This window comes from Actinocrispum wychmicini (assembly GCF_004345645.1).
In the GTDB taxonomy this organism is placed as follows: domain Bacteria; phylum Actinomycetota; class Actinomycetes; order Mycobacteriales; family Pseudonocardiaceae; genus Kibdelosporangium; species Kibdelosporangium wychmicini.
Genome location: NZ_SLWS01000002.1, coordinates 637,722 through 658,146, shown reverse-complemented (window position 1 = coordinate 658,146; position 20,425 = coordinate 637,722). Strand labels below are relative to the sequence as shown.

Sequence of the window (20,425 nt, the reverse complement as noted above, 5' to 3'; positions counted from 1 at the left end):
ATCACCTTGGTCGTGGTCAGGTGTATCCGATCTTGTCCGTGTTGCCTGCTAGCGTTCATCTTGTGTCTCGTTACCGCATGTCCCCAGCGCCTGACCAAGAAGTTGGTTTGCTGCAGCACTGCGCCCAGGCCAGGTTTGTCTGGAACCTCGCATGCGAGCAGCACAGGCATTGGGCACCTGGTCGTGCCCCGGCGCCGGGCTATTACGAGCAGGCCCGTCAGCTGACCGAGGCGCGTGCGGAGTTTGCGTGGTTGCGAGCGGGCAGCGTGACCGTGCAACAGCAGGCGTTGCGGGACTTTGCCCAAGCTATGCGTAGCTTCCTCGAAGGCAACAGTCGTACACCTTCGTGGCGCAAAGTTGGCCGGAATGAGGGATTTCGACAGGTTGGCCTGAAACGCGAGCATGTTCAGCGGCTCAACCGTAGGCACGGACGGTTGTGGGTGCCGAAGGTGGGGTGGGTTCGTTTCCAGTGGTCGCGCGCTGTGCCTGTCGTGGCAAAGTCCTACCGGATCACTCGAGACAGGGCCGGCCGGTGGCACGTAGCTTTCGCAGTGATCCCTGAGCCGATCTCCGCTCCCGGCAACGGACGGACGGTCGGGGTGGACAGGGGCGTCACAGTCTCGGCCGCTCTCTCCACCGGCGAACTCTTGAAGGCGCCCGGGTTGGAACCAAAAGAAAAGAGACGCGTTCAACGTCTGCAGCGTCGGCTTGCTCGTGGCCGACGCGGTTCGAGCCGGCGCGCACGAGTCAAGCGAGCCATCGCGATTCTTAGAGCTCGTGAGCGCGATCGGCGTAAGGACTGGGTGGAGAAGACCTCGACCGACCTGGCCCGTCGGTTCGATCTGATCCGGGTAGAGAACCTGAATGTTCGAGGAATGACCCGCTCCGCGAAGGGGACCGCCGACCAGCCGGGCCGCAACGTCCGGCAGAAGGCGGGAATCAACCGGGGCATCCTCGCCAACGGCTGGGGGCAGCTTGAGACCCGCCTGGAGCACAAAGCGTCCGGCCGAATCGAGAAGATCAGCGCCGCGTACACGTCGCAGCAGTGTTCTGCTTGTGGGCACACCGCGTTGGGCAACCGCAAGAGCCAAGCGGTATTCCAATGCGTCGCCTGTCGGTTTGCTTGTCATGCTGACGTTAACGCCGCTCGCAACATCGCCGCCGGACGGGCGGTGACAGCGCGGGGAGCCCTCCAGCCACTGGGCGGGGCCATGAACCGCGAACCTCAATTCGCTACCTCCTCTCCTGCGGCGGTCGTGAGTTGGAATCCCCGGCCTTGGCCGTGGGAGGACGTCAATTCAGGTAGTCCGTCAGTAGGGCGGGCGTCAGGCCGTTCTGTCGCGCCTGGGCGACGAAGGCGTTGACGTCCGCTTCGAAGGTCGGCCGGAAGTGCATCAGCACGATGGAGCCCGGCCGGAACTCCTTCGGGCCGGAGAAACTGATCTTGCCGTTGATCACTTCGGACCCCCAGTTCACCACGTACCTGCAGCCGGCCTCGCCGGCCACCTGCAAGGTGTTGTCGTCGATGTTTCCGTAGGGCGCGCGGAACAAGGTCGGCCGCTGACCGAACCACTCCGCGTAGTGGTCGGACACCGGGCCGATCTCCGCGGTCTGGTCCACGGCCGGCTTGCCCTTGAGGTTCGCGTGCGTGGCGGTGTGGTTCTCGATCGCCGAACCGGTGTCGTCACGCAGCTTCCGGAAGAAGTCCGGGTCATGCCTGACATACGTCTCAGTCAGGAAGAAGGTTGCTTTGATCCCGTTGCGTTTCAGGATGTCGACCATGGCCGGGTCGCGGTACTGGCCGTCGTCGATGGTCAGGAACACCACCGGGTCGGTCGTCTCCACCTTGTAGATGTGCTTCGCGGGCGCGATCCGCGGCGGTGGCCGGAACTCGCCCTGCTGCGTCGGCGGCGTCGGACCAGGCGGCGGGGTGGGTTCGGTGGCGTCGGCGGCCGGTCGGGGCTGGCTGTCCTGGGCAAGGAAGATCGCGACGAGTAACAGCGCGAACACGGCCAACGCCATGTACCTGAACGGTTTGAGACGCTCCAGCGTGTTCAACGGCCACTCCCCGAAGTGAAAGATCCACCTTCGACGTTAGGCACGGTTTTCGGCGGTCCGCCGACGGTTGTGTAACAGTGGTCCGGCGACTGACCCGCGGCCGTGTAACAGCCGAGTGGCCGGCGTAGCGCGACTGGGCACAATGGGTGAGTGCGCAAGGTCCTGGTGGTCGCGATGTGCTGCCTCGCGCTGTCGGCGTGCGCCACGACCGGCGGCGTCGAGATCGCCGGGCCCGCGGCCCAGGTGACGCCGCCGCCCAGCACCCAGCCGCCGCCGAGCAACGTGACACCGTCGGTGGACCCGGTCGCGGTCCTGCGGACCGACCCCAAGGTCAGCGACAAGATCAAGACCCTGCTCACGCCGTGTGTCGGTGACCGCTACCCGGTGGACGCGCGGTACGCGGACGTCACGGGGGACGGGTCGCCCGAGCTGATCGCGACGATCGCCTCGTGCGACACGAAACTCCCCGGCTCGGACTACCGGGACAACCTCGCCATCTACGTGTACGACCTGAAGCCGACCCCACCGGCCCAGTTGCTGGCGGTGGAGCAGCCGTCGGCGGACATCTACGTCGAGGACTCCGCGTTGACTGTTGTGTACGTCCGGTGGCAGGCCAGGGACAAGTCGTGCTGTCCGAGCGGGGTGACCACGGTCCCGTACCGGTGGACCGGCGCCGCGCTGGAACCGGTGAAAAAATGAGCGGGATGCTGCACGTACTGTTGGTCGAGGACGACGCCGTGATCCGCGAGGCCACCCAGTTGGCGCTGGAGCGGGACGGCTTCAAGGTGACCGTCGCCGAGGACGGCGTCGCCGGGCTGGCGGCGTTCCGCTCGCTCGCCCCGGACGTGGCCCTGCTCGACCTGATGCTGCCCGGGATGAACGGGGTGAGCCTGTGCCGGCAGATCCGGGAGGAGAGCCCCACCCCGGTGATCATGATGTCGGCCCGCGCCGACCCGATCGACGTCGTCCTCGGCCTGGAGGCCGGCGCCGACGACTATGTCACCAAGCCGTTCGACAGCACGGTGCTGGTCGCCCGGATCCGGGCGGTGGTCCGCCGGATGGGCCGGGCCGAGGCCGTAGCCGACGACCAGGTCGTCCGGTTCGGCGACCTGGAGGTGCACCGCAACGGCCTGGAGGTCCGGGTCGACGGCCGGCCGGTCGAGCTGACCCCGACCGAGCTGCGGCTGCTGCTGTGTTTCGTGGACTCGCCCGGTTCGGTGCTGACCAGGGACGTGCTGCTGGAGCAGGTCTGGGACTACCAGTGGGGCGGTGACTCCCGGGTGGTGGACGTGCACGTGCAGCGGCTGCGGGCGAAGGTGGGCCAGGACCGGATCGAGACCGTCCGCGGTTTCGGCTACAAGCTCAAGACATGAGGCTGCTCCCGACGACCATGCGGTGGCGGGTCAGCGCCGCGATCGCCCTGGTCAGCGCGTTGGTGGCGGTGTCGCTCAGCCTGCTGGTGCGGGAGGAGTTCAAGAACACCCAGCTCGCCGACGCGCGCCAGCTGCAGGACGAGCGGATCCAGCTGGTGATCCGGGACTACGCGCTGTCCGGCCAGGCCGCGTTGGGCAGCGAGTTGAACTCGCCGAACGTGCCGCGTGAACTGCTGGACGCGATCAAGGGCGGCAAGCGGGCGACTGTGCTGCAACGGGACGACACCGGTGCGTGGATCTGGGCGGCGGCCGAGACCGACGGCAAGGTCCTGTCGTTGCGCAGCCCGTACTCCGACCGGGACGACGCCCTGGTCTCGTTGGACAAGGTGCTGGTGATCGGCTCGGTCGGGGTCGTCGTGCTCAGCTCGCTGCTCGGCGTGGCGCTGGGCAGCCGGTTGTCCCGGCGGTTGCGCAAGGCCGCCGCCGCGGCGAGGCGAGTGGCCGAGGGCGACTCGTCCGCACGAGTGGGTGACGCGATCGGGGAACGTCCCCGCGACGAGGCCGCGGACCTCGCCCAAGCCGTCGACGCGATGGCCGACGCGCTGCAGGAGCGCCTGAAAGCCGAGCAACGGGTCACCGCGGACATCGCCCACGAGCTGCGGACCCCGGTGACCGGCCTGGTCACGGCGGCCGAGCTGCTGCCGCCCGGCCGCCCGGCCGAGCTCGTCCGCGACCGGGTGAAGGCGCTCCGGGCGCTGGTGGAGGACATCCTCGAAGTGGCCAGGTTGGACACCGCGACCGAGAAGGCCGAGCTGTCCGAGGTCTCGCTGGGCGAGTTCGTCCGGCGCCGGGTGGCCGGGGTGACGCCGACCGCCGAGGTGAACGTGGTCGCCGAGCACCCGGTCCGGACCGATCCGCGACGGCTGGAACGGGTGCTCGTGAACCTGCTCGTCAACGCGGGCAAACATGGCGCACCGCCGGTGACCGTCGACGTCGACGGCCAGACGGTGACGGTCCGTGACCACGGCCCCGGGTTCTCCGAGGAACTGCTGCGGGACGGGCCCAGCCGGTTCCGGACCGACAGCAGCGACCGGGGCAGCGGACACGGGCTGGGCCTGACCATCGCCGCGGCTCAGGTGAGAGTCCTCGGCGGCCGGTTGGCGTTCGCCAACGCCGACGGCGGCGGCGCGCTGGTCACGTTGACGCTGCCGGACTCCTGATCAACGTGCTGGGCTTGCCCACGAGGGTGACGGCCACGTACCGGCGGACCATCGGCAGTCGGGACAGCCGCAGCATCATCCGCCGCAGCTGAAGCTCCATGGTGGACTTGGGCAGGAACCAGTGGGCGCCGCTCCGGCCGACTTTCTGCTTGTCCTCGACGACCGGCCGCCACAGCCGTTCGTACTCGGCCAGCGCCTGATCCAGCGGCTGAGTGGTCAGTTGCTCGGTCAGCACGTACGCGCCGCCGATCCCCAGTGACGCGCCCTGGCCGGCCAGCAGGGACACGGCGTAGCACGCGTCGCCGACGAGAACCACGTTGCCCTTGCTCCACCTGGGCATTTCCACCTGGGCGACCTGGTCGTAGTAGATCTCCGCGGCCGATGGGCACTTCTCGAGCGCCCGCGGAACCAGCCAGCCCAGGCCGCCGTACGTCGCCTTCAGGGCGGCGGGGATGTCGTCCGGGATGGTCGGATCGGCCGTGCGGTGCACGGCGAACGCGGCCACTCGGCCGTCCCGCAGGCCGTAGAGGCCCATCTGCTGGCCGACGGTGTCGGTGAGGCAGAACCTGCCGACGGTCGCCGCGTGGATCTCCGGGTCGTCGAAGATGTACGCGGCGGTGTGGAAACCCAGGTGCCGCAACGGTATCTCGCCGAACACGAGCCGCCGCACGGTGGAATGGACACCGTCCGCGCCGACGATCAGGTCCGCTTCCAGCTCGGTGCCGTCGTCGAGCGTGACCTTGTTCCCCGCGATGGCCGTGAGGCTCGTGTCGAACCGTAAGTCCACAGTGGACGGCAGGTTCTCCAGTAGGACACGCTCCAGATCGGGCCGCATGAGGCTCATCAGCCGTCCGTCCACGATCTTGGCGAACTCCGGGTACTGCACGGCGGAACGGCGATGCCCGTGCTCGTCCAGCAACGTCGCCTCGTCCAGGTGATACGCGATCTCCTCGACCGCGGGCAACAGGCCCATCGCCTCCAGCGCGTCGTAGCCCGGCCCGAAGAAGTCGATCATGTAGCCCTGGGGACGTGGCCCGGGTGCGCGCTCCAGCAGCACGACCTCATGCCCGGACAGCCGGTGGGCCAGCGTCAGTCCGGTGATACCGGCTCCGCAGATCACCACTTTCATGCTTTCTCCTCCTCGACGAGCCTGCGCAGGACCGGCCCGGCGTCGACGCGGGCACCGATCCCGCGTTGCAGCACCAGGCCGTCGAGCGCGGCAATGAGTACGGCGGCAGTGTCGTCAGGAGCGGATACGCCGTGGCCGCCGAGCCAGGCGCTGACCCGGCGCCGCAACTCGTCCGTCACCTCGACGAGTCGCGCGTGCAGTTCCTCGTCACGAGCCGCGGCCAGGTACGCCTCGATGAACAGCCTCGGCATCGGGTCCGCGGCCGTCTGGTCGGCGAGCGACGCGAGTATGACGTCGAGCGCTTCGGTCGGGGTGGCCGCGATGTCGAGACACGCCTCGAAGCCGTTCGCGAACTGGCGGATGGCTTCGATCACGGCCTCGTTGAGCAACGCCGGCATGGACGGGAAGTGGTAGTGCACCACGCTCGGCGTGACCCCGGCCCGTTCGGCCAGGATCCGCGTGCTCACCGCTGTCCAGCCGCGTTCGGCGACGAGTTCGGCGGCCGCGGTCAGCAGCCGGCCACGCACTTCACGCCCGCGTGCCGCAGCGGTCACGGTGAACTCCTTCAGGGCAGTCGACCTGTACGATCGTCCTGTACGACTGCCCTGAATGTATCAGACCGTGGACCTCAGCCAGCGGTACCACTCCTGCGTGCCGGTGCCGAGCGTGGCGGACACGGGCAGGATCTCCGCGGCCGGATTGACCTGGCGGACGTTGCGGGTGAACTCGCCGACCGGGAAGTCCAGGTACGGGAGCAGGTCGATCTTGTTCAGCAGGATCAGGTCGGCGGTGGCGAACATGTGCGGGTACTTCAGCGGCTTGTCCGCGCCCTCGGGGACCGACATGATCACCACCCGGGCGGTCTCGCCCAGGTCGAACAGGGCCGGACAGACCAGGTTCCCGACGTTCTCGATGAAGACGACCGACCCGCGGTCCGGGTCCAGCGTGTCCAGCGCGCGAGCGAGCATGCTCGCGTCCAGGTGACACCCGGCGCCGGTGTTGATCTGCACGACCGGGCAGCCGGTCGCCCGGATCCGGTCGGCGTCGACCATGGTCTCCTGGTCGCCCTCGACCACCACGACCGGCGGGTCGACCGCGCGGATCGTGCGCTCCAGCAGCGTGGTCTTGCCGGAGCCGGGGGAGCTCATCAGGTTCAACGCCAGGATCTCCCGTTCGGCCAGCCACTTCCGGTTCCGCTCGGCCAGTTCGTCGTTGCGGGCCAACACCTTCTGTTCCAGGTCGACCGTGTGGGTATGTCCATGACCGTGTACTACCGCGTTGTCCGAACATCCGCAGGTGGCGCACATGCCGTGATCACCTCAACCGACTTGATTCGCATGTCCCGCCCGGCCAGGACGTCCACTTCGGACGTGCCACAGTCGGGACACAGCACGATCGGATCCGTTGTCTCGAACCGGGTGTCGCAGACCCGGCACCGGCAGGCCCCCACCGGCTCGATGACGACCAGTTCGGCGCCGGCCAGCGTGGTCGCCTCGGTGACCAGGTCGAAGCAGAACCGGATGGCGTCGACCACCACCCCGGAGATCCGGCCGATCTCCAGGGTGACCTTGGTGACCCGGGTGTCGCCCAGCCGGTCGGCGATGTCCTCGACGATCGACTGGGCGATCGACAGCTCGTGCATCAGCAGATCCGGGGCAGCGGGTCGCCGACGAGCAGGTCGCAGATCCGGGTCCCGCCGAACGTGGTGTTCAGCAGCACCAGGCCGGGCGGGTCGGCCTTGACGCGCCCGATCAGCGCGGCCTCCCGGCCCAACGGGTGCGAACGCAGAGCGTCGAGCGCGGTTTCGGCCTCGGCGCCGGCCACGAAGACCACGATCCGGCCCTCACAGGCGACGTACAACGGGTCGATGCCCAACAGTTCGGACGCGCCGCGCACCTCGGTGCCGACAGGGACCTTGTCCTCGTCGACGACCACGGCGACGTCGGCGGCTTTGGCCACCTCGTTCAGGATCGTCGCCACGCCGCCGCGGGTCGCGTCCCGCATGGCCCGGACACCCGGCGTCGCCGCGAGGAGCGTGGCCACGAGATCGTGCACGGGTGCGGTGTCCGAGACCAGGTCCGCCTCGATGTCGAGTTCGCCACGGGCCAGCATGACCGTGACGCCGTGGTCGCCGATCGACCCGGAGACCAGGACGGCGTCTCCGGGCTGGACCGTGGCCGCGCCAAGTCGCCCAGGACAGCGGACGACACCGACGCCGGCGGTGTTGATGTAACAGCCGTCGGCCTTGCCGCGCTGGACGACCTTGGTGTCACCGGTCACGATCGACACCCCGGCCGCGTCGGCCGCAGCCTTCATCGAGGCGACGATCCGGATCAGGTCCGCGACCGGGAACCCTTCCTCCAGAATGAAACCCGCGGTCAGGTACAGCGGTTTGGCGCCGGAGACAGCGAGATCGTTGACCGTCCCGTTGACCGCGAGATCCCCGATGTTGCCGCCGGGGAAGAACAACGGGGAGACAACGAACGAGTCGGTGGTCAGAGCCAGCCGGGTCTCGTTGACCGAGAGTTCCGCCGCGTCCTCCAGCCTGTCCAGCATCGGATTGCTGAAGGCGTCCAGGAATACCGCCTCGATCAACGTCTGGGTGGCCTTGCCGCCGGAGCCGTGCGCGAGGGTGATCCGCTCCTCCTTCACCTTCGGCCGGCGCTTGCGGACCCGTTCGATCCGGTCGAGAACCTCCTGTTCCCGGGTGGACATGGTCATGAGATGCTCGCCTCCCGCACCCTCGTGCGGGTGAACCGCCCGAAGTTGTAGTAGGCGGCGCACGCGCCCTCGGGCGACACCATGCACGTGCCGATCGGCGTCTCCGGGGTGCACGCGGTGCCGAACACCTTGCACTCCCAGGGTTTCAGCACACCTTTCAGCACCTCGCCGCACTGGCAGGCCTTCGGGTCGGCCACGCGCACGCCGGGCACGTTGTACTGCAGCTCGGCGTCGAACCGCGCGTACTTCGACCGGACCTGAAGCGCCGAGTGCGAGATGAAGCCGAGCCCGCGCCATTCGAAGTACGGCCGCAGCTCCATGGTCTCCGCGATCGCCCGCAGCGCGGTGAGGTTGCCCTCCCACGGCACGACCCGCGAGTACTGGTTCTCCACTTCGGACCGTCCGTCATGCAGCTGGACCATCAGCATGTAGATCGACTGGAGGATGTCCAGCGGCTCGAACCCGGCCACGACAATGGGTTTACCGTAGTCACGGGCGATGAACTCGTACGGCCGGCAACCGATCACCGTGGACACGTGCCCCGGGCCGATGAACCCGTCCAGCCGCAGGTCGGGGGAGTCCAGAATGGCCTTGATCGCCGGGATGATCGTGATGTGGTTGCAGAACACGGAGAAGTTCTCGATGCCTTCCTTGGCCGCGCGCAGCACGGTCATCGCGGTCGACGGCGCCGTGGTCTCGAAGCCGATGGCCATGAAGACCACTTGCTGGTCCGGGTTCTGCCGGGCGATCTTCAACGAGTCCAGCGGCGAGTACACCATCCGGATGTTGGTGCCCTCCGCGTTGGAGTCGAAGAAGTTCCCGTCGCTGCCCGGGACCCGCATCATGTCGCCGAACGACGTCATCAGCACGCCGGGCTGGCGGGCGATGTGGATGGCGTCGTCGATCCGGCCCATCGGGATCACGCACACCGGACACCCGGGGCCGTGCACCAGGGTGATGCTCTCCGGGAGGTAGTCCTCCAGGCCGTGCTTGTAGATCGTGTGCGTGTGTCCGCCGCACACCTCCATGAACTTGTACTCGCGTCCCGGCTCGCACAGGCCGGCGATCTTGGCGGCCAGCGCCCGCGCCTGGGAGGCGTCCCGGTACTCGTCGACGAAACGCATGAGTGTCTCCTACAGGATCTGTGACTCGCGGAGCGCCGCTATCTCGTCCTCGTACGCCTTGCCGATGCCTTCGAGGAACTCCATCGCCGCCCTGGCCTCGTCTTCGTCTATTTTGGACAGGGCGAAGCCGACGTGGATGAGCACCCAGTCACCCGGCTTGACCTCGCCCTCATCGAGCAGGCCGATGTTGATCGCCCGCTTCACCCCGCTCACGTCCACCCGGGCCAGGTCCGGCCGGTCGGACAGGATCTCGATCACTTCGCCGGGGATGCCCAGGCACATGACAACTCCTCGCGCACTAGTGCGACAACCTCGTCGGCCGCGGTGTCGACGGCCACGGATACCGCCGGGCTCAGCCCGATGCGGTGGTCGAGCGACGCCGGGCAGCACCCCACCAGCAGCACCCGGCCCGGCGTCGCGCCCAACAACCGGACCAGGCCGAGTACGACGTCCGGCTGCATGCCGTGGGCGTCCAGCAGTTCGGCGGACGGCGCCCCGGCGGGATCCAGTTCGATCACACAGACCGTGCCCGCCGGGTCGCCGGTGTCGACGCTGTCGATCATGATGGTCAGGTCGTACCCGCTGTTGGCCAGGTCGTGGGCGAGGTGCATGCCGCGGATGCCATAGTCGGCCACCCGGACACCGTCCGGGACAGCCGTCCGGCACAGCCGGCGGGCCACCTCGACGCCGAACCCGTCGTCTCCGAGGAAGACGTTTCCGATGCCTGCCACCAAGATCTTCACAACGGCTCGACCTCTTCGGGGGCGAAGTAGCGGTACCGGCCGTGTGCCGCGTACAACTCGGCGCCCAGGTCGTCCTCCAGGGTCACGGCCAGGTGTCGCCCGTCGTCCACGTCCAGGAACACCGCCTGCACGACAGCGACCCGTCCGGCGAGGAACATGTCGTGCGCGTCCGCCCGTTTGCCCGGCTTCAACCGCACGCGGCTGCCCTTGGCCACCGGCACGCCGTCGACCGTGACGCTGTCAGTCTCGGGTGACACCGACGAGTCCGCGCCCGGGTCCCACCACGGCTTCGCCGGTTCGGACACGTCACGCAGGTAACGGATCGTGCCGTGCAGGCGCTCGATCAACTCCGGCGGCAGGTGATCGACCCGGTCGATAATCTCGGCCGCCCGTGCGTCCGTCGCCCTCGCCTCACGTTTCTCGGCGTCGGTGAGCGTCATCGTGCGCAGCGTGAGGATCTCGTCGATCTCCGTGCCGTCGTACAGGTTTCCGGCACTCTCCGGGGCGATGGTCGGGAAGTCGGCCAGGATGATCGGCGAGCACAGGACCGTGCCACGGTCACCGACAAGGATCGGCCATGTGCCGTCGTTGCGGCACTGTTTGGTGGCCACCGAGGCCCATTCGGGCGGGTCGGTCTGGGACAGGAATGTGCCACCGGACAACGAAAGCAGCGTGTGTGCGGAGATCAGCGCGCGGTTCAGGGCCGCTTCGCGGGTTGTGCCACGGGTGGTGGACTTGTTGACCACCTCCACGCTGATCCGGTACCCGCCGAACGGCCCGACCAGCGGCGCCGCCGACAGCAGGATCTCGCCACGCAGCGGATCCCGGCGGCGGGCCAGTCGCGCCCTGGCCAGCGGCTTCAGGTCCTCACCACCGTCCACAGTGAACGGAATGGCGCGAGTTTCCGGCACCAGGTCCGCGAACGGCACGACGGCATCGATCTCGCGTTCGACGGCCTCTTCGAAGGTCGTGTACTCGGTGCCACCGATCGTCACCGACGCCACCGGCTCGTAGCCGATCGGCGACGCGAGCTCCACGACCCGGGCCTGCAGCTGGAGGAACCTGAGCCGGACGTGCAGGGTCGCGTCGTCCGCGGGTTCGGCCAGCAGTTCGCACCGCGACTTGGACCGTTCGCCGGTGCCGCCGGCGGCGAACGCGGGTGGCATGAGTACACCCCACTGCCACCGGATCTTGTTCTTCGCCGCCGACGCACGGTACGGATACAACAGGTAGCCCTCGTAGAGGATCGCGTCGGCGACCGCTCTCGCCTGGTCCATCGCTGTGGTCATAACTCGTCCATCGCCAAGAGCGTCAGCTCCCACAACGCGTGGTACAAGGTGGTCTGCGCCTCCTGGATCCGGTGCACGGACGGGGAAGGCACCACGAACAGGTAGTCGATGCTGTCCAGCTCGGCCATCTTCCCGCCGTCGTAGCCGGCGATCCCGACGCATGCCATGCCGAGCCGGCTGGCCTCGTCGAACGCCCGCAGCAGGTTCGTCGAGTTCCCACTGGTGGACAGGCCGACGGCGATGTCCGTGGCCCGCCCGAAGGCCGCGATCTGCCGGGCGAACACCACGTCGAACCCAACGTCGTTGCTCAGCGCGGTGATCACCGCGATGTCGTTGGTCAGGCTGAACGCAGGCAGCGGCCGGGCGTCAACCGGGCTGAGGAACAGGCTGGCCAGGTCCTGCGAGTCGGTGGAGCTGCCGCCGTTGCCGAACGCCAGCAGCCGCCCGCCGCGTTGGAACCGCGACGCCATCTCGGCCGCGCACGCCAGCAGTTTCTCGCCGTCCCGGACCATCACCTGCTCGCGCAGCTCGACGATCTCCCGGGCCTTGGCCACGGTCGACTGCCTGACCTGTTCGAGTACAGCGTCCACATTGGACGAGTCAGCGTACAGGAACGGGTACAGCGACTGGACGTCCTCGGCCGGCTGCCCGGTCACGGCTGATCACCCACGACCGCGATCGCCTCGCTGGCGTGCACCAGGACGGTGTCGCCGACCTTCGCCGAGACCAGCGCGACACTGACCTCTTCCTCGGAACCGGCACCGCTCCCGGTGTCCACAACGGCCATCTCGTCGTCGAGCAGCCGTACCACGGTCACCTGGACAGCAGTGTCCGAACACGTGATGCACACGTCGTCATGGCACTCGTTCACGTGATCACCCCTGGTGACTCGAAGAACACGTGCACCAACTCCCAGAGGATGTGATACATCGTCACGTGGACCTCTTTGACCACACGTGGATCCGTCGACGCGGCCACGAGCACATGGTCGGCGACCCCGCTCTCGACGATCTGGCCGCCGTCACCGCCCACGAGCGCCACGCACAGCATGCCGAGCTCCTGCGCTTCTTCCAGGCCACGAAGGACGTTCGCGCAGTCACCGTCGGTGGACAGGCCCATGGCGATGTCGGCCGGTTCGGCGAGGAACCGGATCTGGTGGGCGAACGTCTCAGCCATGCCGACCCGGTTGGCCACGCCGGTCAGCGTCGCCACGTCCGCGGTCAGCGAGATCGCCGGCAGCGCGCGCTTGCCCACGATCACCGGGTGCACGAACTCCACGGCGACGTGCTGCGCGTCGGTACTCGGCCCGCCGTTGCCGAACACGACGAGCTTGCCGCCGCGGTGGAACCGGACGGCCATGGCGTGGCAGGTTCTGGCGACGTCAGTCGCGTGGGCGGCCAGATCTGACAGCGGAGCGGTCCGGCGCTCCAACAGGTCGCGAACTCTCCCGGACGGTGACACCCTCGTCACGTCCTACACCTTCTTCGGTTGTCAGTCCTTGTGGTGGTGGCAGTCCTTTGTAGATCAATCTGGTCAGCGCCTGCGGGTCCGCCCGGGGGCGGCGAACCCGTCGGGTACGCCAGGGCCGAGGATCCCCGACCCGTTGTTCTGGATCGGTACCGGTGACGGCACCTGTGGTGTGCTGGCGGGGTGCCAGGACGCCGGGTCCGCGGTCAGGCCGAGCAGGTACGTCACCGTGCAGCGGAGTACCTCGGCCAGTTCGGGCAGCAGCCCGAGGTCCAGCCCGCGCCCGTTCTCCATCGCGCTCAGCCCGCGGTTGGTGATCCGGTTGCCCCGGCGTTCCAACCGTGCGACGACCTCGCGCTGGGTCAGGCCCAGCGCCAACCGACGTTCACGAATCCTTTGCGCGCACACCCAGTGGCGTTCGCGTGCGGGGTTCAGGTTCGGAACTGTCATCCGGACACCTCTGTCCGCCGAGGAACGACACAAGTGTCCGCCGATGCCCGCTGTGCGTCAAACACTGAACTGACGGATTCACGGATTCAACGGATCCGGCATCTCGGCGAGCGGATGGATCTCGTAGCGCGCGAAGTTGTACACCGGGGACATCGCGAGCAGCCGCTCCAGCTCCTCGTTGGACGCCACCTCGTAGATCCACGCGCCACCGTGCTGGCCGACGAGATGGTAGCGCGCGACGACCTTGCCGTTGCGTTCCAAAGGCCCTGCGTACTTGGGCATCCGGGCGACCGCCGCGGCCATCTCACCGGACAACAGGGACAGTTCCATCCGCCACAGCACGAGGAACTTCATCGACCGGCCCCGGACAAGTCGATCACGGCCTCGACTACCACCGGGTCGGCCAGTTTCAACGCGCCGAGCATGGCCGTGTACGGCTTGATCCCGTAGTCCGACTGGATCACCGTGCCAGTGCCGAGGAACCGATTTTCACCCGGTTGGCTCACCCGCATCTGGAACGGACGATCTTGGCCGAGGAGGGTGAGCGTGCCCGCCACAGTGCCGTCGCCGTCGGTTCTGGTGATCTTGTCGGACGTGAACCGTGCTTCGGGTTGGTGGTCGCTGTCGAGCAGCCGCCGGGTCGTCGCCGCGATCTCTCGTTTGTCGCGTTCGGACAGTGCGATGGCACCGCCCTTGCCCTCGATCACCCGCAATGACCCGGTCTCGGCGGTGATCGTCACCGTGCTCGCGGCGACGTCATCGGCCAACACCAGTTCACCCGACCATCGGGTGATCTCAATGGTCAGGTCGTGACCCGCTGGCGCGGCAAGGCCTTTTCGTCCGGTCCGGAGCAGCAGACGGCCGTTGTCCGGTCCGATCCGCACTGTTGTCGCCATGCCGGCACGGTAGGGCCGCGTTCAGGAAAGTGGCAAGTCGCCGAACCGCTCCTGCAGCCGGCGAAGATCGCGCATCCGCGGCTCGGTCTCGCCGCCGACCCACCGGCTGACTGTCCGCACCGACACACCGAGCTGCTTGGCCACGTCCTGCTGGGTGAGCCCTTCCCGCTTGAGGACCTCGCCCATCCACGCGGCGAACGTGCCACCCGCGGCGTCCCGCACCGGCGGATCTCCTGGCACGCCGGAGTGCGAGTGCAGCACGTCGATCTCCACGTGCTCGGGGAAGATCCGGAACGAGATCTGGATGGTGCCGACCGGGCCCGCCGCGGTGAGCAGCGCCCGGAACACCGTCTGGGTCACCTCGCGGTTTCCCTCTTCGGTGAGCGGCGAATCTGCCAAACTGCTTCGGACGAATTCCCGGATTTCCGGAATCGACGAAGGACGGGCCGGAAAAATCTTGGAAATAACGACCAGAGGGAGGACTTCGACCGGCTCGTTCGGGGCCGCTCCAGTGGGTTCGGTCAACGTCAGCACCCCTCTCAAGCAATCCAAGGATATGTCTTGCCGCCCGCTCGGGCCAGGGCTAACGTCTTTGTCCAGTGATGCCTGTGACCGGCGAATCCACTTCTGCGAGAGGTCACGATGAGCAGCGACACCGAAGAACCTGTGGTTCATATCCTGTGGATGAACGGCGGCCTGGGATGCGACGGCGACTCGGTCGCGCTCACCGCGGCCACCCAGCCGAGCATCGAGGAGATCGTGCTCGGCGCGCTGCCGGGGCTGCCCAAGATCGCGGTGCACTGGCCGCTGATCGACTTCGAGTGCGGCCCGGAGACCGGCGCCGACAACTTCATCGAGTGGTGGCACAAGGCCGACCGCGGTGAGCTGGACCCGTTCGTCCTGGTGGTGGAGGGGTCGATCCCGAACGAGGAGATCAAGTCCGAGGGCTACTGGTGCGGGTTCGGCAACAACCCGGCGACCGGCCAGCCGATGACCACCAGCGAGTGGCTGGACCGGTTGGCGCCCAAGGCTTTGGTCGTGCTCGCGGTCGGCACGTGCGCGACCTACGGCGGAATCCACGCGATGGCCGGCAACCCGACCGGCGCCATGGGCGTGCCCGACTACCTCGGCTGGGACTGGCGGTCCAAGGCCGGCATCCCGATCGTGTGCGTGCCGGGCTGCCCGATCCACCCGGACAACCTGTCCGAGACCATCCTGTACCTGTTGTACCAGGCCGCCGGACAGGCGCCGATGATCCCGCTGGACGAGGCGTTGCGTCCACAGTGGCTGTTCGGCGCGACCGTCCACGAGGGATGCGACCGGGCCGGCTACTACGAGCAGGGCGAGTTCGCCAAGGAGTACGGATCGCCGAAGTGCCTGGTGAAACTGGGCTGCTGGGGTCCGGTGGTCAAGTGCAACGTGCCCAAGCGCGGCTGGATCAACGGGGTCGGCGGCTGCCCGAACGTCGGCGGCATCTGCATCGCGTGCACCATGCCCGGCTTCCCGGACAAGTTCATGCCGTTCATGGACGAACCGCCGGGCGCCAAGGTGTCGGCCGCGGCGAGCAGCATGTACGGCACGGTGATCCGTGCGTTGCGCGGTTTCACGATGAAGACCGTGGACGAGGAGCCGAAGTGGCGGCAGAAGGGCACCAAGCTGCTGACCGGATACAAGAGCGATTGGTGAGGAGCCGGTGAGGACACGATGACCAGCACCAAACGCCAGAAGTCGGCCGACACCGAGGGTCGCGAACTCACCGAGATGGCGTGGGACCCGGTCACCCGGATCGTCGGCAGCCTCGGCATCTACACGAAGATCGACTTCGCCGCCAAGGAAGTCGTCGAGTGCCACAGCACCTCCTCGATCTTCCGCGGCTACAGCATCTTCATGAAGGGCAAGGACCCGCGCGACGCGCACTTCATCACCAGCCGGATCTGCGGCATCTGCGGCGACAACCACGCGACCTGCTCGGTGTACAACCAGAACATGGCCTACGGGGTGCGCCCGCCGCACCTCGGCGAGTGGATCATCAACCTCGGCGAGGCCGCCGAGTACATGTTCGACCACAACATCTTCCAGGAGAACCTGGTCGGCGTGGACTACTGCGAGCGGATGGTCGCCGAGACCAACCCCGGTGTCCTTGAGCTCGCCAACCGGACCGAGTCGCCGCACGCCGGCGACCACGGCTACCGGACCATCGGTGACATCATGCGCTCGCTCAACCCGTTGGAGGGCGAGTTCTACCGGGAGGCCCTGCAGGTCAGCCGGTACACCCGGGAGATGTTCTGCCTGATGGAGGGCAGGCACGTCCATCCGTCCACTTTGTACCCCGGTGGGGTCGGGACGGTCGCGACCGTGCAGCTGTTCACCGACTACCTCACCAGGTTGATGCGGTACGTGGAGTTCATGAAGCGGGTCGTGCCCATGCACGACGACCTGTTCGACTTCTTCTACGAAGCCCTGCCCGGCTACGAGAAGGTCGGACAGCGGCGGATCCTGTTGGGCTGCTGGGGTTCGCTCAACGACCCGGAGCACTGCGACTTCACCTACCAGAACATGGAGTCGTGGGGTCGCAAGATGTTCGTCACCCCCGGTGTGGTGGTGGACGGCAAGCTGGTCACCACCAGCCTGGTCGACATCAACCTGGGCATCCGGATCCTCCTCGGGCACTCGTTCTACGAGGACTGGGAGGACCAGGAGATGTTCGTGTCCCGCGACCCGCTGGGCAACCCGGTGGACCGCAGGCACCCGTGGAACCAGCACACCATCCCGCGCCCGGCCAAGCGCGACTTCGACGACAAGTACTCGTGGACGATGGCGCCGCGCTGGTTCGACGGCAAGGACTTCCTGCCGCTGGACACCGGTGGCGGCCCGATCGCGCGGCTCTGGGCGACCGCGCTCGCCGGCCTGGTGGACACCCCGCACGTCAAGTCGACCGGCCACAGCGTGCTGATCAACCTGCCGCGCACCGCGTTGAAGCCCGAGGTCACCTTCGAGTGGAAGATTCCACAGTGGAGTAACGCCTTGGAACGCAACCGCGCGCGGACGTACTTCCAGGCATACTCGGCAGGTCTGGCGCTGCACTTCGTCCAGAAGGCGCTCGACGAGATCCGTAGCGGCCACACCAAGACGTGGGAGCAGTTCAAGGTGCCGGACGAGTCGGTGAGCGTCGGCTTCACCGAGGCGGTCCGCGGCGTGCTGTCGCACCACATGGTGATTCGCGGCGGCAAGATCGCCAACTACCACCCGTATCCGCCGACGCCGTGGAACGGCAGTGTCCGTGACACCTACGGCACACCGGGCCCGTACGAGGACGCGGTGCAGAACACGCCGATCTTCGAGGAGAACCCGCCGGAGAACTTCAAGGGCATCGACATCATGCGCGCGGTCCGCAGCTTCGATCCGTGCCTGCCGTGTGGCGTCCACATGTCCCTCGGCACCGGGAAGGTGCTCAAGAAGGTGCACACCCCGCACGCTTTCAACGCCGAGTACTGCTGACATGTCGGACGCGAGGGGCGTGGGTGAACGCGTCGAACAGCTCCTCGGCGGCCTCCGGCCCGGCCGGGACAAGGAGACCGCGGAGGAGCTGGTCCGGCTGCTCGTCACCATGTACGGCGATGGGCTGACCCGGATCATGGCCCTGCTGGGCGACTCACCCGTGGTGGCGGACCTGGTGGCGGACCCGTTGGTGGAAAGCCTCCTGTTGCTGCACGACCTGCATCCGGTGGACGTGGACACCCGGATCCAGCGGGCGCTCGACCAGGTGCGGCCGTATCTGGGCTCGCACGCCGGTGGGGTCGACTACCTGGGCGTCTCCGAGGACGGGATGGCCCAGCTGCGGCTGCAGGGCAACTGCCAGGGGTGCCCGTCGTCGACGGTCACCGTGAAGATGGCCATCGAGTCGGCGATCATGGCCGCGGCGCCGGACATCGCCGGCGTGGCCGTGGCCGGCGTGACCGCGTCGCCCGAGCTGTTGCAGATCGGGATGGGGCCGCCGCCGTCCTGGAACGCCGTGGACGTCGGCCCGCCGAACGGGCGGGCCAAGGCGGTCACAGTCGACGGGGTGCAAGTGGTTCTGTGTTCCGTGCGCGGAACGCTGTACGCGTACAAGGACATGTGCGTCTGCGGGAGTCCACTAGGGACTGTTTCGATCGTGGACGCCGTGCTGGCGTGTCCCACCTGTGGCACGCGGTTCGACGTACGGAACGCGGGCCGTGGCGTGGACGATCCGGCTCAGCACCTTGAGCCGTTGCCGTTGCTTTCGGACAGTCAGGGTGTCCGGGTGGCGGTGCCGTCGTGAGTGCGTTGCGGCGGTTCGTGGGCGCGGCGCCACCGGTTGCCGCGCCGGTCGAGAAGTGTGAGATGTGCGGCGCCGACGTGTCTCCGGAACACGGGCACGTCGCCGACGTCGAACACCGCTCGATCATGTGCGCCTGCCGGCCCTGTTATCTCCTGTTCACCCGGGACGACAGCGGGAAGTACCGGGCTGTTCCGGACCGGTACGTGCCGGTGTCGATCACCCTGGCGGAATGGCAGGGCCTGGGCATCCCGGTCAGTACGGTGTTCTTCCTGCGCAGCGACTCCGGCCTGGCCGCGTTCTATCCCAGTCCGGCCGGCGCCACCGAGTGCCTGTTGGACCTGGACGCCTGGGCCGCGCTGGCCGCCGCGCACCCGACAGTGGCTTCGGCCCGGCCGGAGGTGGAGGCGATCCTGGTGCGGGCGTCCGACCAGGCCGTGGAGTGCTACCTGGTCCCGATCGACGCCTGTTACCAGCTCGTCGGGACGGTCCGGATGTACTGGAAGGGCTTTGACGGCGGCCAGGAGGCCACCGACCGCATCTCGGAGTTCTTCGCGGACGTCCGGTCCCGGGCGGGTGCCTGACATGGCCGAGCTGGACTTCGACTGCGTCGGGGCACGCGCGGAACGGTACGCCGTCGCCCCGACCATGACCCTGCGGCTGCGGATCACGTCCGTGGGCCGCGTGGACGCCATCGCACTGCGATGCCAGATCCGGATCGAACCCAACCGACGCCGTTACTCGGCCGCCGAGGCCGACCGGCTGCACGACCTGTTCGGCTCCCAGGACCGCTGGGCCGACACGCTGAAACCGTTGCAGCTGGCCAACTTGTCGGTGATGGTCGCCGGCTTCACCGGCGGCACCGAAGTGGATCTGCCGCTGCCGGTGACCTACGACATGGAGATAGCGACGACGAAGTACTTCGACGGTCTGGAAGACGGCGTGATACCGATGCTGTTGTTGTTCAGCGGCACGGTGTTCGTGGTGACCGACGGCAGCATGCGCGTGGAACAAGTGCCGTGGAGCAAGGAAAGCGCCTACCCGCTGCCGCTGAAGGTGTGGCGTGAGACCATGGACATCCACTTCCCGAACAGCGCCTGGCTCCCCATCCACCGGGAGACCTTGGACGCCCTGCGTGAGTTCAAGACCCGCAACGCACTGCCCACATGGGAGAGCACGCTTGACGCGTTGCTGACGACGAAGGAGTGAGACATGCTGGTCCGACTGGTCCGGGCGGTGGTCCTGGCGATGCTGGTGGCAGCGGTCGTGCAGTCGCTGCCGGACATCAAGCGCTACCTAGAGATCCGCGAGATGTGACATGGAGACCCTGATCGGCTTCGCAGTAGGCTTCTTCGTCGGAACCCAGTACGGCCGCGACGGCATCGCGAAACTCAAGGAATCCTGGGACGCGGTCAGCACGAATCCCGAAGTCCACCAACTGATCAGGACCGGCGCCTCGATGGCCGGGTCCGCGGTCCGCCAGGTGATGAGCGGCGGCGCCGGCGCGATGATCGGTGAAGTGACCGACATGATCACCCGCAAGGCCAGCGAGATGACCGGAACGAACGTTCGCCCCGCCGCGTAGTGTCCGCGGTCGGTCCCGGCGGTTGCCCCTGGCCGCCGGGGCTCCGCAGTTCGCGGACCAGTCCCCGGACCGC

28 protein-coding genes are annotated in these 20,425 nt (G+C 67.6%); 11 read left to right on the top strand and 17 right to left on the bottom strand.

Annotated elements, in window-relative coordinates; all coding sequences use genetic code 11:
• Positions 1 to 77 precede the first annotated feature (77 nt).
• Positions 78 to 1,364 carry an RNA-guided endonuclease InsQ/TnpB family protein gene (locus EV192_RS57335; protein WP_207925984.1) on the top strand — a complete coding sequence of 429 codons (1,287 nt, stop codon included), beginning with the start codon at positions 78 to 80 and terminating at the stop codon, positions 1,362 to 1,364.
• Here EV192_RS57335 and EV192_RS11400 read toward each other — a convergent pair.
• Positions 1,294 to 2,058, bottom strand: a complete 765-nt coding sequence (locus tag EV192_RS11400; protein ID WP_132114164.1) for a polysaccharide deacetylase family protein — start codon at positions 2,056 to 2,058, stop codon at positions 1,294 to 1,296. The two genes, EV192_RS57335 and EV192_RS11400, sit on opposite strands and share 71 nt — an antisense overlap.
• 150 nt (positions 2,059 to 2,208) lie before the next feature.
• On the opposite strand from EV192_RS11400, the gene EV192_RS11395 reads away from it, so the two are divergent.
• From EV192_RS11395 to EV192_RS11385, 3 genes are read left to right on the top strand one after another with little or no spacing between them, the layout of a single operon-like run.
• Entirely contained in the window at positions 2,209 to 2,757 is a 549-nt protein-coding gene (locus EV192_RS11395; RefSeq protein ID WP_132114162.1) for an LppP/LprE family lipoprotein, read from the top strand.
• 5 nt (positions 2,758 to 2,762) lie between these two features.
• Positions 2,763 to 3,431 (top strand): two-component system response regulator CseB, encoded by a 669-nt coding sequence (gene cseB, locus EV192_RS11390; RefSeq protein ID WP_279493124.1) that lies wholly within the window; start codon positions 2,763 to 2,765, stop codon positions 3,429 to 3,431.
• Positions 3,428 to 4,651, top strand: coding sequence for a sensor histidine kinase (locus EV192_RS11385; RefSeq protein WP_132114158.1), 1,224 nt, complete (start codon positions 3,428 to 3,430; stop codon positions 4,649 to 4,651). Before cseB ends, EV192_RS11385 begins: the two co-directional genes overlap by 4 nt.
• Here EV192_RS11385 and EV192_RS11380 read toward each other — a convergent pair.
• From EV192_RS11380 to EV192_RS55665, 16 genes are all read right to left on the bottom strand, one after another.
• Positions 4,626 to 5,780, bottom strand: coding sequence for an FAD-dependent monooxygenase (locus tag EV192_RS11380; RefSeq protein WP_132114156.1), 1,155 nt, complete (start codon positions 5,778 to 5,780; stop codon positions 4,626 to 4,628). The genes EV192_RS11385 and EV192_RS11380 overlap by 26 nt on opposite strands.
• The gene (locus EV192_RS11375; protein WP_243726779.1) at positions 5,777 to 6,334 is read right to left on the bottom strand and encodes a TetR/AcrR family transcriptional regulator; all 558 of its coding nucleotides are present in this window, start codon (positions 6,332 to 6,334) and stop codon (positions 5,777 to 5,779) included. The genes EV192_RS11380 and EV192_RS11375 overlap by 4 nt, the downstream gene beginning before the upstream one ends.
• 60 nt (positions 6,335 to 6,394) lie before the next feature.
• Entirely contained in the window at positions 6,395 to 7,087 is a 693-nt protein-coding gene (hypB, locus tag EV192_RS11370) for a hydrogenase nickel incorporation protein HypB (RefSeq protein ID WP_132114154.1), read from the bottom strand.
• Positions 7,051 to 7,422 (bottom strand): hydrogenase maturation nickel metallochaperone HypA, encoded by a 372-nt coding sequence (gene hypA / locus EV192_RS11365; protein WP_132114152.1) that lies wholly within the window; start codon positions 7,420 to 7,422, stop codon positions 7,051 to 7,053. Before hypA ends, hypB begins: the two co-directional genes overlap by 37 nt.
• Positions 7,422 to 8,501: a hydrogenase expression/formation protein HypE gene (hypE, locus tag EV192_RS11360; RefSeq protein WP_132114150.1), complete on the bottom strand. Its 1,080-nt coding sequence runs from the start codon at positions 8,499 to 8,501 to the stop codon at positions 7,422 to 7,424. The genes hypA and hypE overlap by 1 nt, the downstream gene beginning before the upstream one ends.
• The gene (hypD, locus tag EV192_RS11355) at positions 8,498 to 9,625 is read right to left on the bottom strand and encodes a hydrogenase formation protein HypD (RefSeq protein ID WP_132114148.1); all 1,128 of its coding nucleotides are present in this window, start codon (positions 9,623 to 9,625) and stop codon (positions 8,498 to 8,500) included. Before hypD ends, hypE begins: the two co-directional genes overlap by 4 nt.
• Before the next feature lie 9 nt (positions 9,626 to 9,634).
• Positions 9,635 to 9,907 carry a HypC/HybG/HupF family hydrogenase formation chaperone gene (locus tag EV192_RS11350; RefSeq protein ID WP_132114146.1) on the bottom strand — a complete coding sequence of 91 codons (273 nt, stop codon included), beginning with the start codon at positions 9,905 to 9,907 and terminating at the stop codon, positions 9,635 to 9,637.
• A complete protein-coding gene (locus EV192_RS11345) occupies positions 9,880 to 10,368 on the bottom strand; it encodes a hydrogenase maturation protease (RefSeq protein ID WP_243726778.1) in 489 nt (162 codons plus the stop codon). Before EV192_RS11345 ends, EV192_RS11350 begins: the two co-directional genes overlap by 28 nt.
• The gene (locus tag EV192_RS11340) at positions 10,365 to 11,657 is read right to left on the bottom strand and encodes a hypothetical protein (protein ID WP_132114144.1); all 1,293 of its coding nucleotides are present in this window, start codon (positions 11,655 to 11,657) and stop codon (positions 10,365 to 10,367) included. Before EV192_RS11340 ends, EV192_RS11345 begins: the two co-directional genes overlap by 4 nt.
• The gene (locus EV192_RS11335) at positions 11,654 to 12,313 is read right to left on the bottom strand and encodes a D-sedoheptulose-7-phosphate isomerase (protein WP_132114142.1); all 660 of its coding nucleotides are present in this window, start codon (positions 12,311 to 12,313) and stop codon (positions 11,654 to 11,656) included. Before EV192_RS11335 ends, EV192_RS11340 begins: the two co-directional genes overlap by 4 nt.
• Positions 12,310 to 12,507 (bottom strand): HypC/HybG/HupF family hydrogenase formation chaperone, encoded by a 198-nt coding sequence (locus tag EV192_RS11330; protein ID WP_132115277.1) that lies wholly within the window; start codon positions 12,505 to 12,507, stop codon positions 12,310 to 12,312. Before EV192_RS11330 ends, EV192_RS11335 begins: the two co-directional genes overlap by 4 nt.
• Positions 12,508 to 12,524: 17 nt before the next feature.
• Entirely contained in the window at positions 12,525 to 13,127 is a 603-nt protein-coding gene (locus EV192_RS11325; protein ID WP_132114140.1) for a D-sedoheptulose-7-phosphate isomerase, read from the bottom strand.
• 63 nt (positions 13,128 to 13,190) lie between these two features.
• Complete coding sequence (locus EV192_RS11320) at positions 13,191 to 13,574, bottom strand: helix-turn-helix domain-containing protein (RefSeq protein WP_132114138.1); 384 nt, start codon at positions 13,572 to 13,574, stop codon at positions 13,191 to 13,193.
• Between the two features lie 78 nt (positions 13,575 to 13,652).
• Positions 13,653 to 13,928: a muconolactone Delta-isomerase family protein gene (locus EV192_RS11315; RefSeq protein ID WP_132114135.1), complete on the bottom strand. Its 276-nt coding sequence runs from the start codon at positions 13,926 to 13,928 to the stop codon at positions 13,653 to 13,655.
• On the bottom strand, positions 13,925 to 14,470 hold the full coding sequence (locus tag EV192_RS11310) for a YceI family protein (protein ID WP_132114133.1): 546 nt from the start codon (positions 14,468 to 14,470) through the stop codon (positions 13,925 to 13,927). The genes EV192_RS11315 and EV192_RS11310 overlap by 4 nt, the downstream gene beginning before the upstream one ends.
• A gap of 21 nt (positions 14,471 to 14,491) precedes the next feature.
• Positions 14,492 to 14,830: a helix-turn-helix domain-containing protein gene (locus EV192_RS55665; RefSeq protein ID WP_243726776.1), complete on the bottom strand. Its 339-nt coding sequence runs from the start codon at positions 14,828 to 14,830 to the stop codon at positions 14,492 to 14,494.
• A gap of 282 nt (positions 14,831 to 15,112) precedes the next feature.
• Here EV192_RS55665 and EV192_RS11300 point away from each other — a divergent pair, with 282 nt between their 5' ends.
• The 7 genes from EV192_RS11300 to EV192_RS11275 are packed head-to-tail and all read left to right on the top strand — an operon-like array spanning position 15,113 to position 20,352.
• Complete coding sequence (locus EV192_RS11300; protein ID WP_132114129.1) at positions 15,113 to 16,156, top strand: NADH-quinone oxidoreductase subunit B family protein; 1,044 nt, start codon at positions 15,113 to 15,115, stop codon at positions 16,154 to 16,156.
• An 18-nt stretch (positions 16,157 to 16,174) separates the two neighbouring features.
• The gene (locus tag EV192_RS11295) at positions 16,175 to 17,968 is read left to right on the top strand and encodes a nickel-dependent hydrogenase large subunit (RefSeq protein ID WP_132114127.1); all 1,794 of its coding nucleotides are present in this window, start codon (positions 16,175 to 16,177) and stop codon (positions 17,966 to 17,968) included.
• 1 nt (position 17,969) lies between these two features.
• The gene (locus tag EV192_RS11290; RefSeq protein ID WP_132114125.1) at positions 17,970 to 18,770 is read left to right on the top strand and encodes a NifU family protein; all 801 of its coding nucleotides are present in this window, start codon (positions 17,970 to 17,972) and stop codon (positions 18,768 to 18,770) included.
• Positions 18,767 to 19,351, top strand: a complete 585-nt coding sequence (locus tag EV192_RS11285; protein WP_132114123.1) for a DUF5947 family protein — start codon at positions 18,767 to 18,769, stop codon at positions 19,349 to 19,351. The genes EV192_RS11290 and EV192_RS11285 overlap by 4 nt, the downstream gene beginning before the upstream one ends.
• A gap of 1 nt (position 19,352) precedes the next feature.
• Positions 19,353 to 19,976, top strand: a complete 624-nt coding sequence (locus EV192_RS11280; protein WP_132114121.1) for a DUF6084 family protein — start codon at positions 19,353 to 19,355, stop codon at positions 19,974 to 19,976.
• A 3-nt stretch (positions 19,977 to 19,979) separates the two neighbouring features.
• The gene (locus EV192_RS57330) at positions 19,980 to 20,084 is read left to right on the top strand and encodes a DUF6893 family small protein (RefSeq protein ID WP_424923349.1); all 105 of its coding nucleotides are present in this window, start codon (positions 19,980 to 19,982) and stop codon (positions 20,082 to 20,084) included.
• 1 nt (position 20,085) lies between these two features.
• Positions 20,086 to 20,352 carry a hypothetical protein gene (locus EV192_RS11275; protein WP_132114119.1) on the top strand — a complete coding sequence of 89 codons (267 nt, stop codon included), beginning with the start codon at positions 20,086 to 20,088 and terminating at the stop codon, positions 20,350 to 20,352.
• The last annotated feature ends 73 nt before the right edge of the window (positions 20,353 to 20,425 follow it).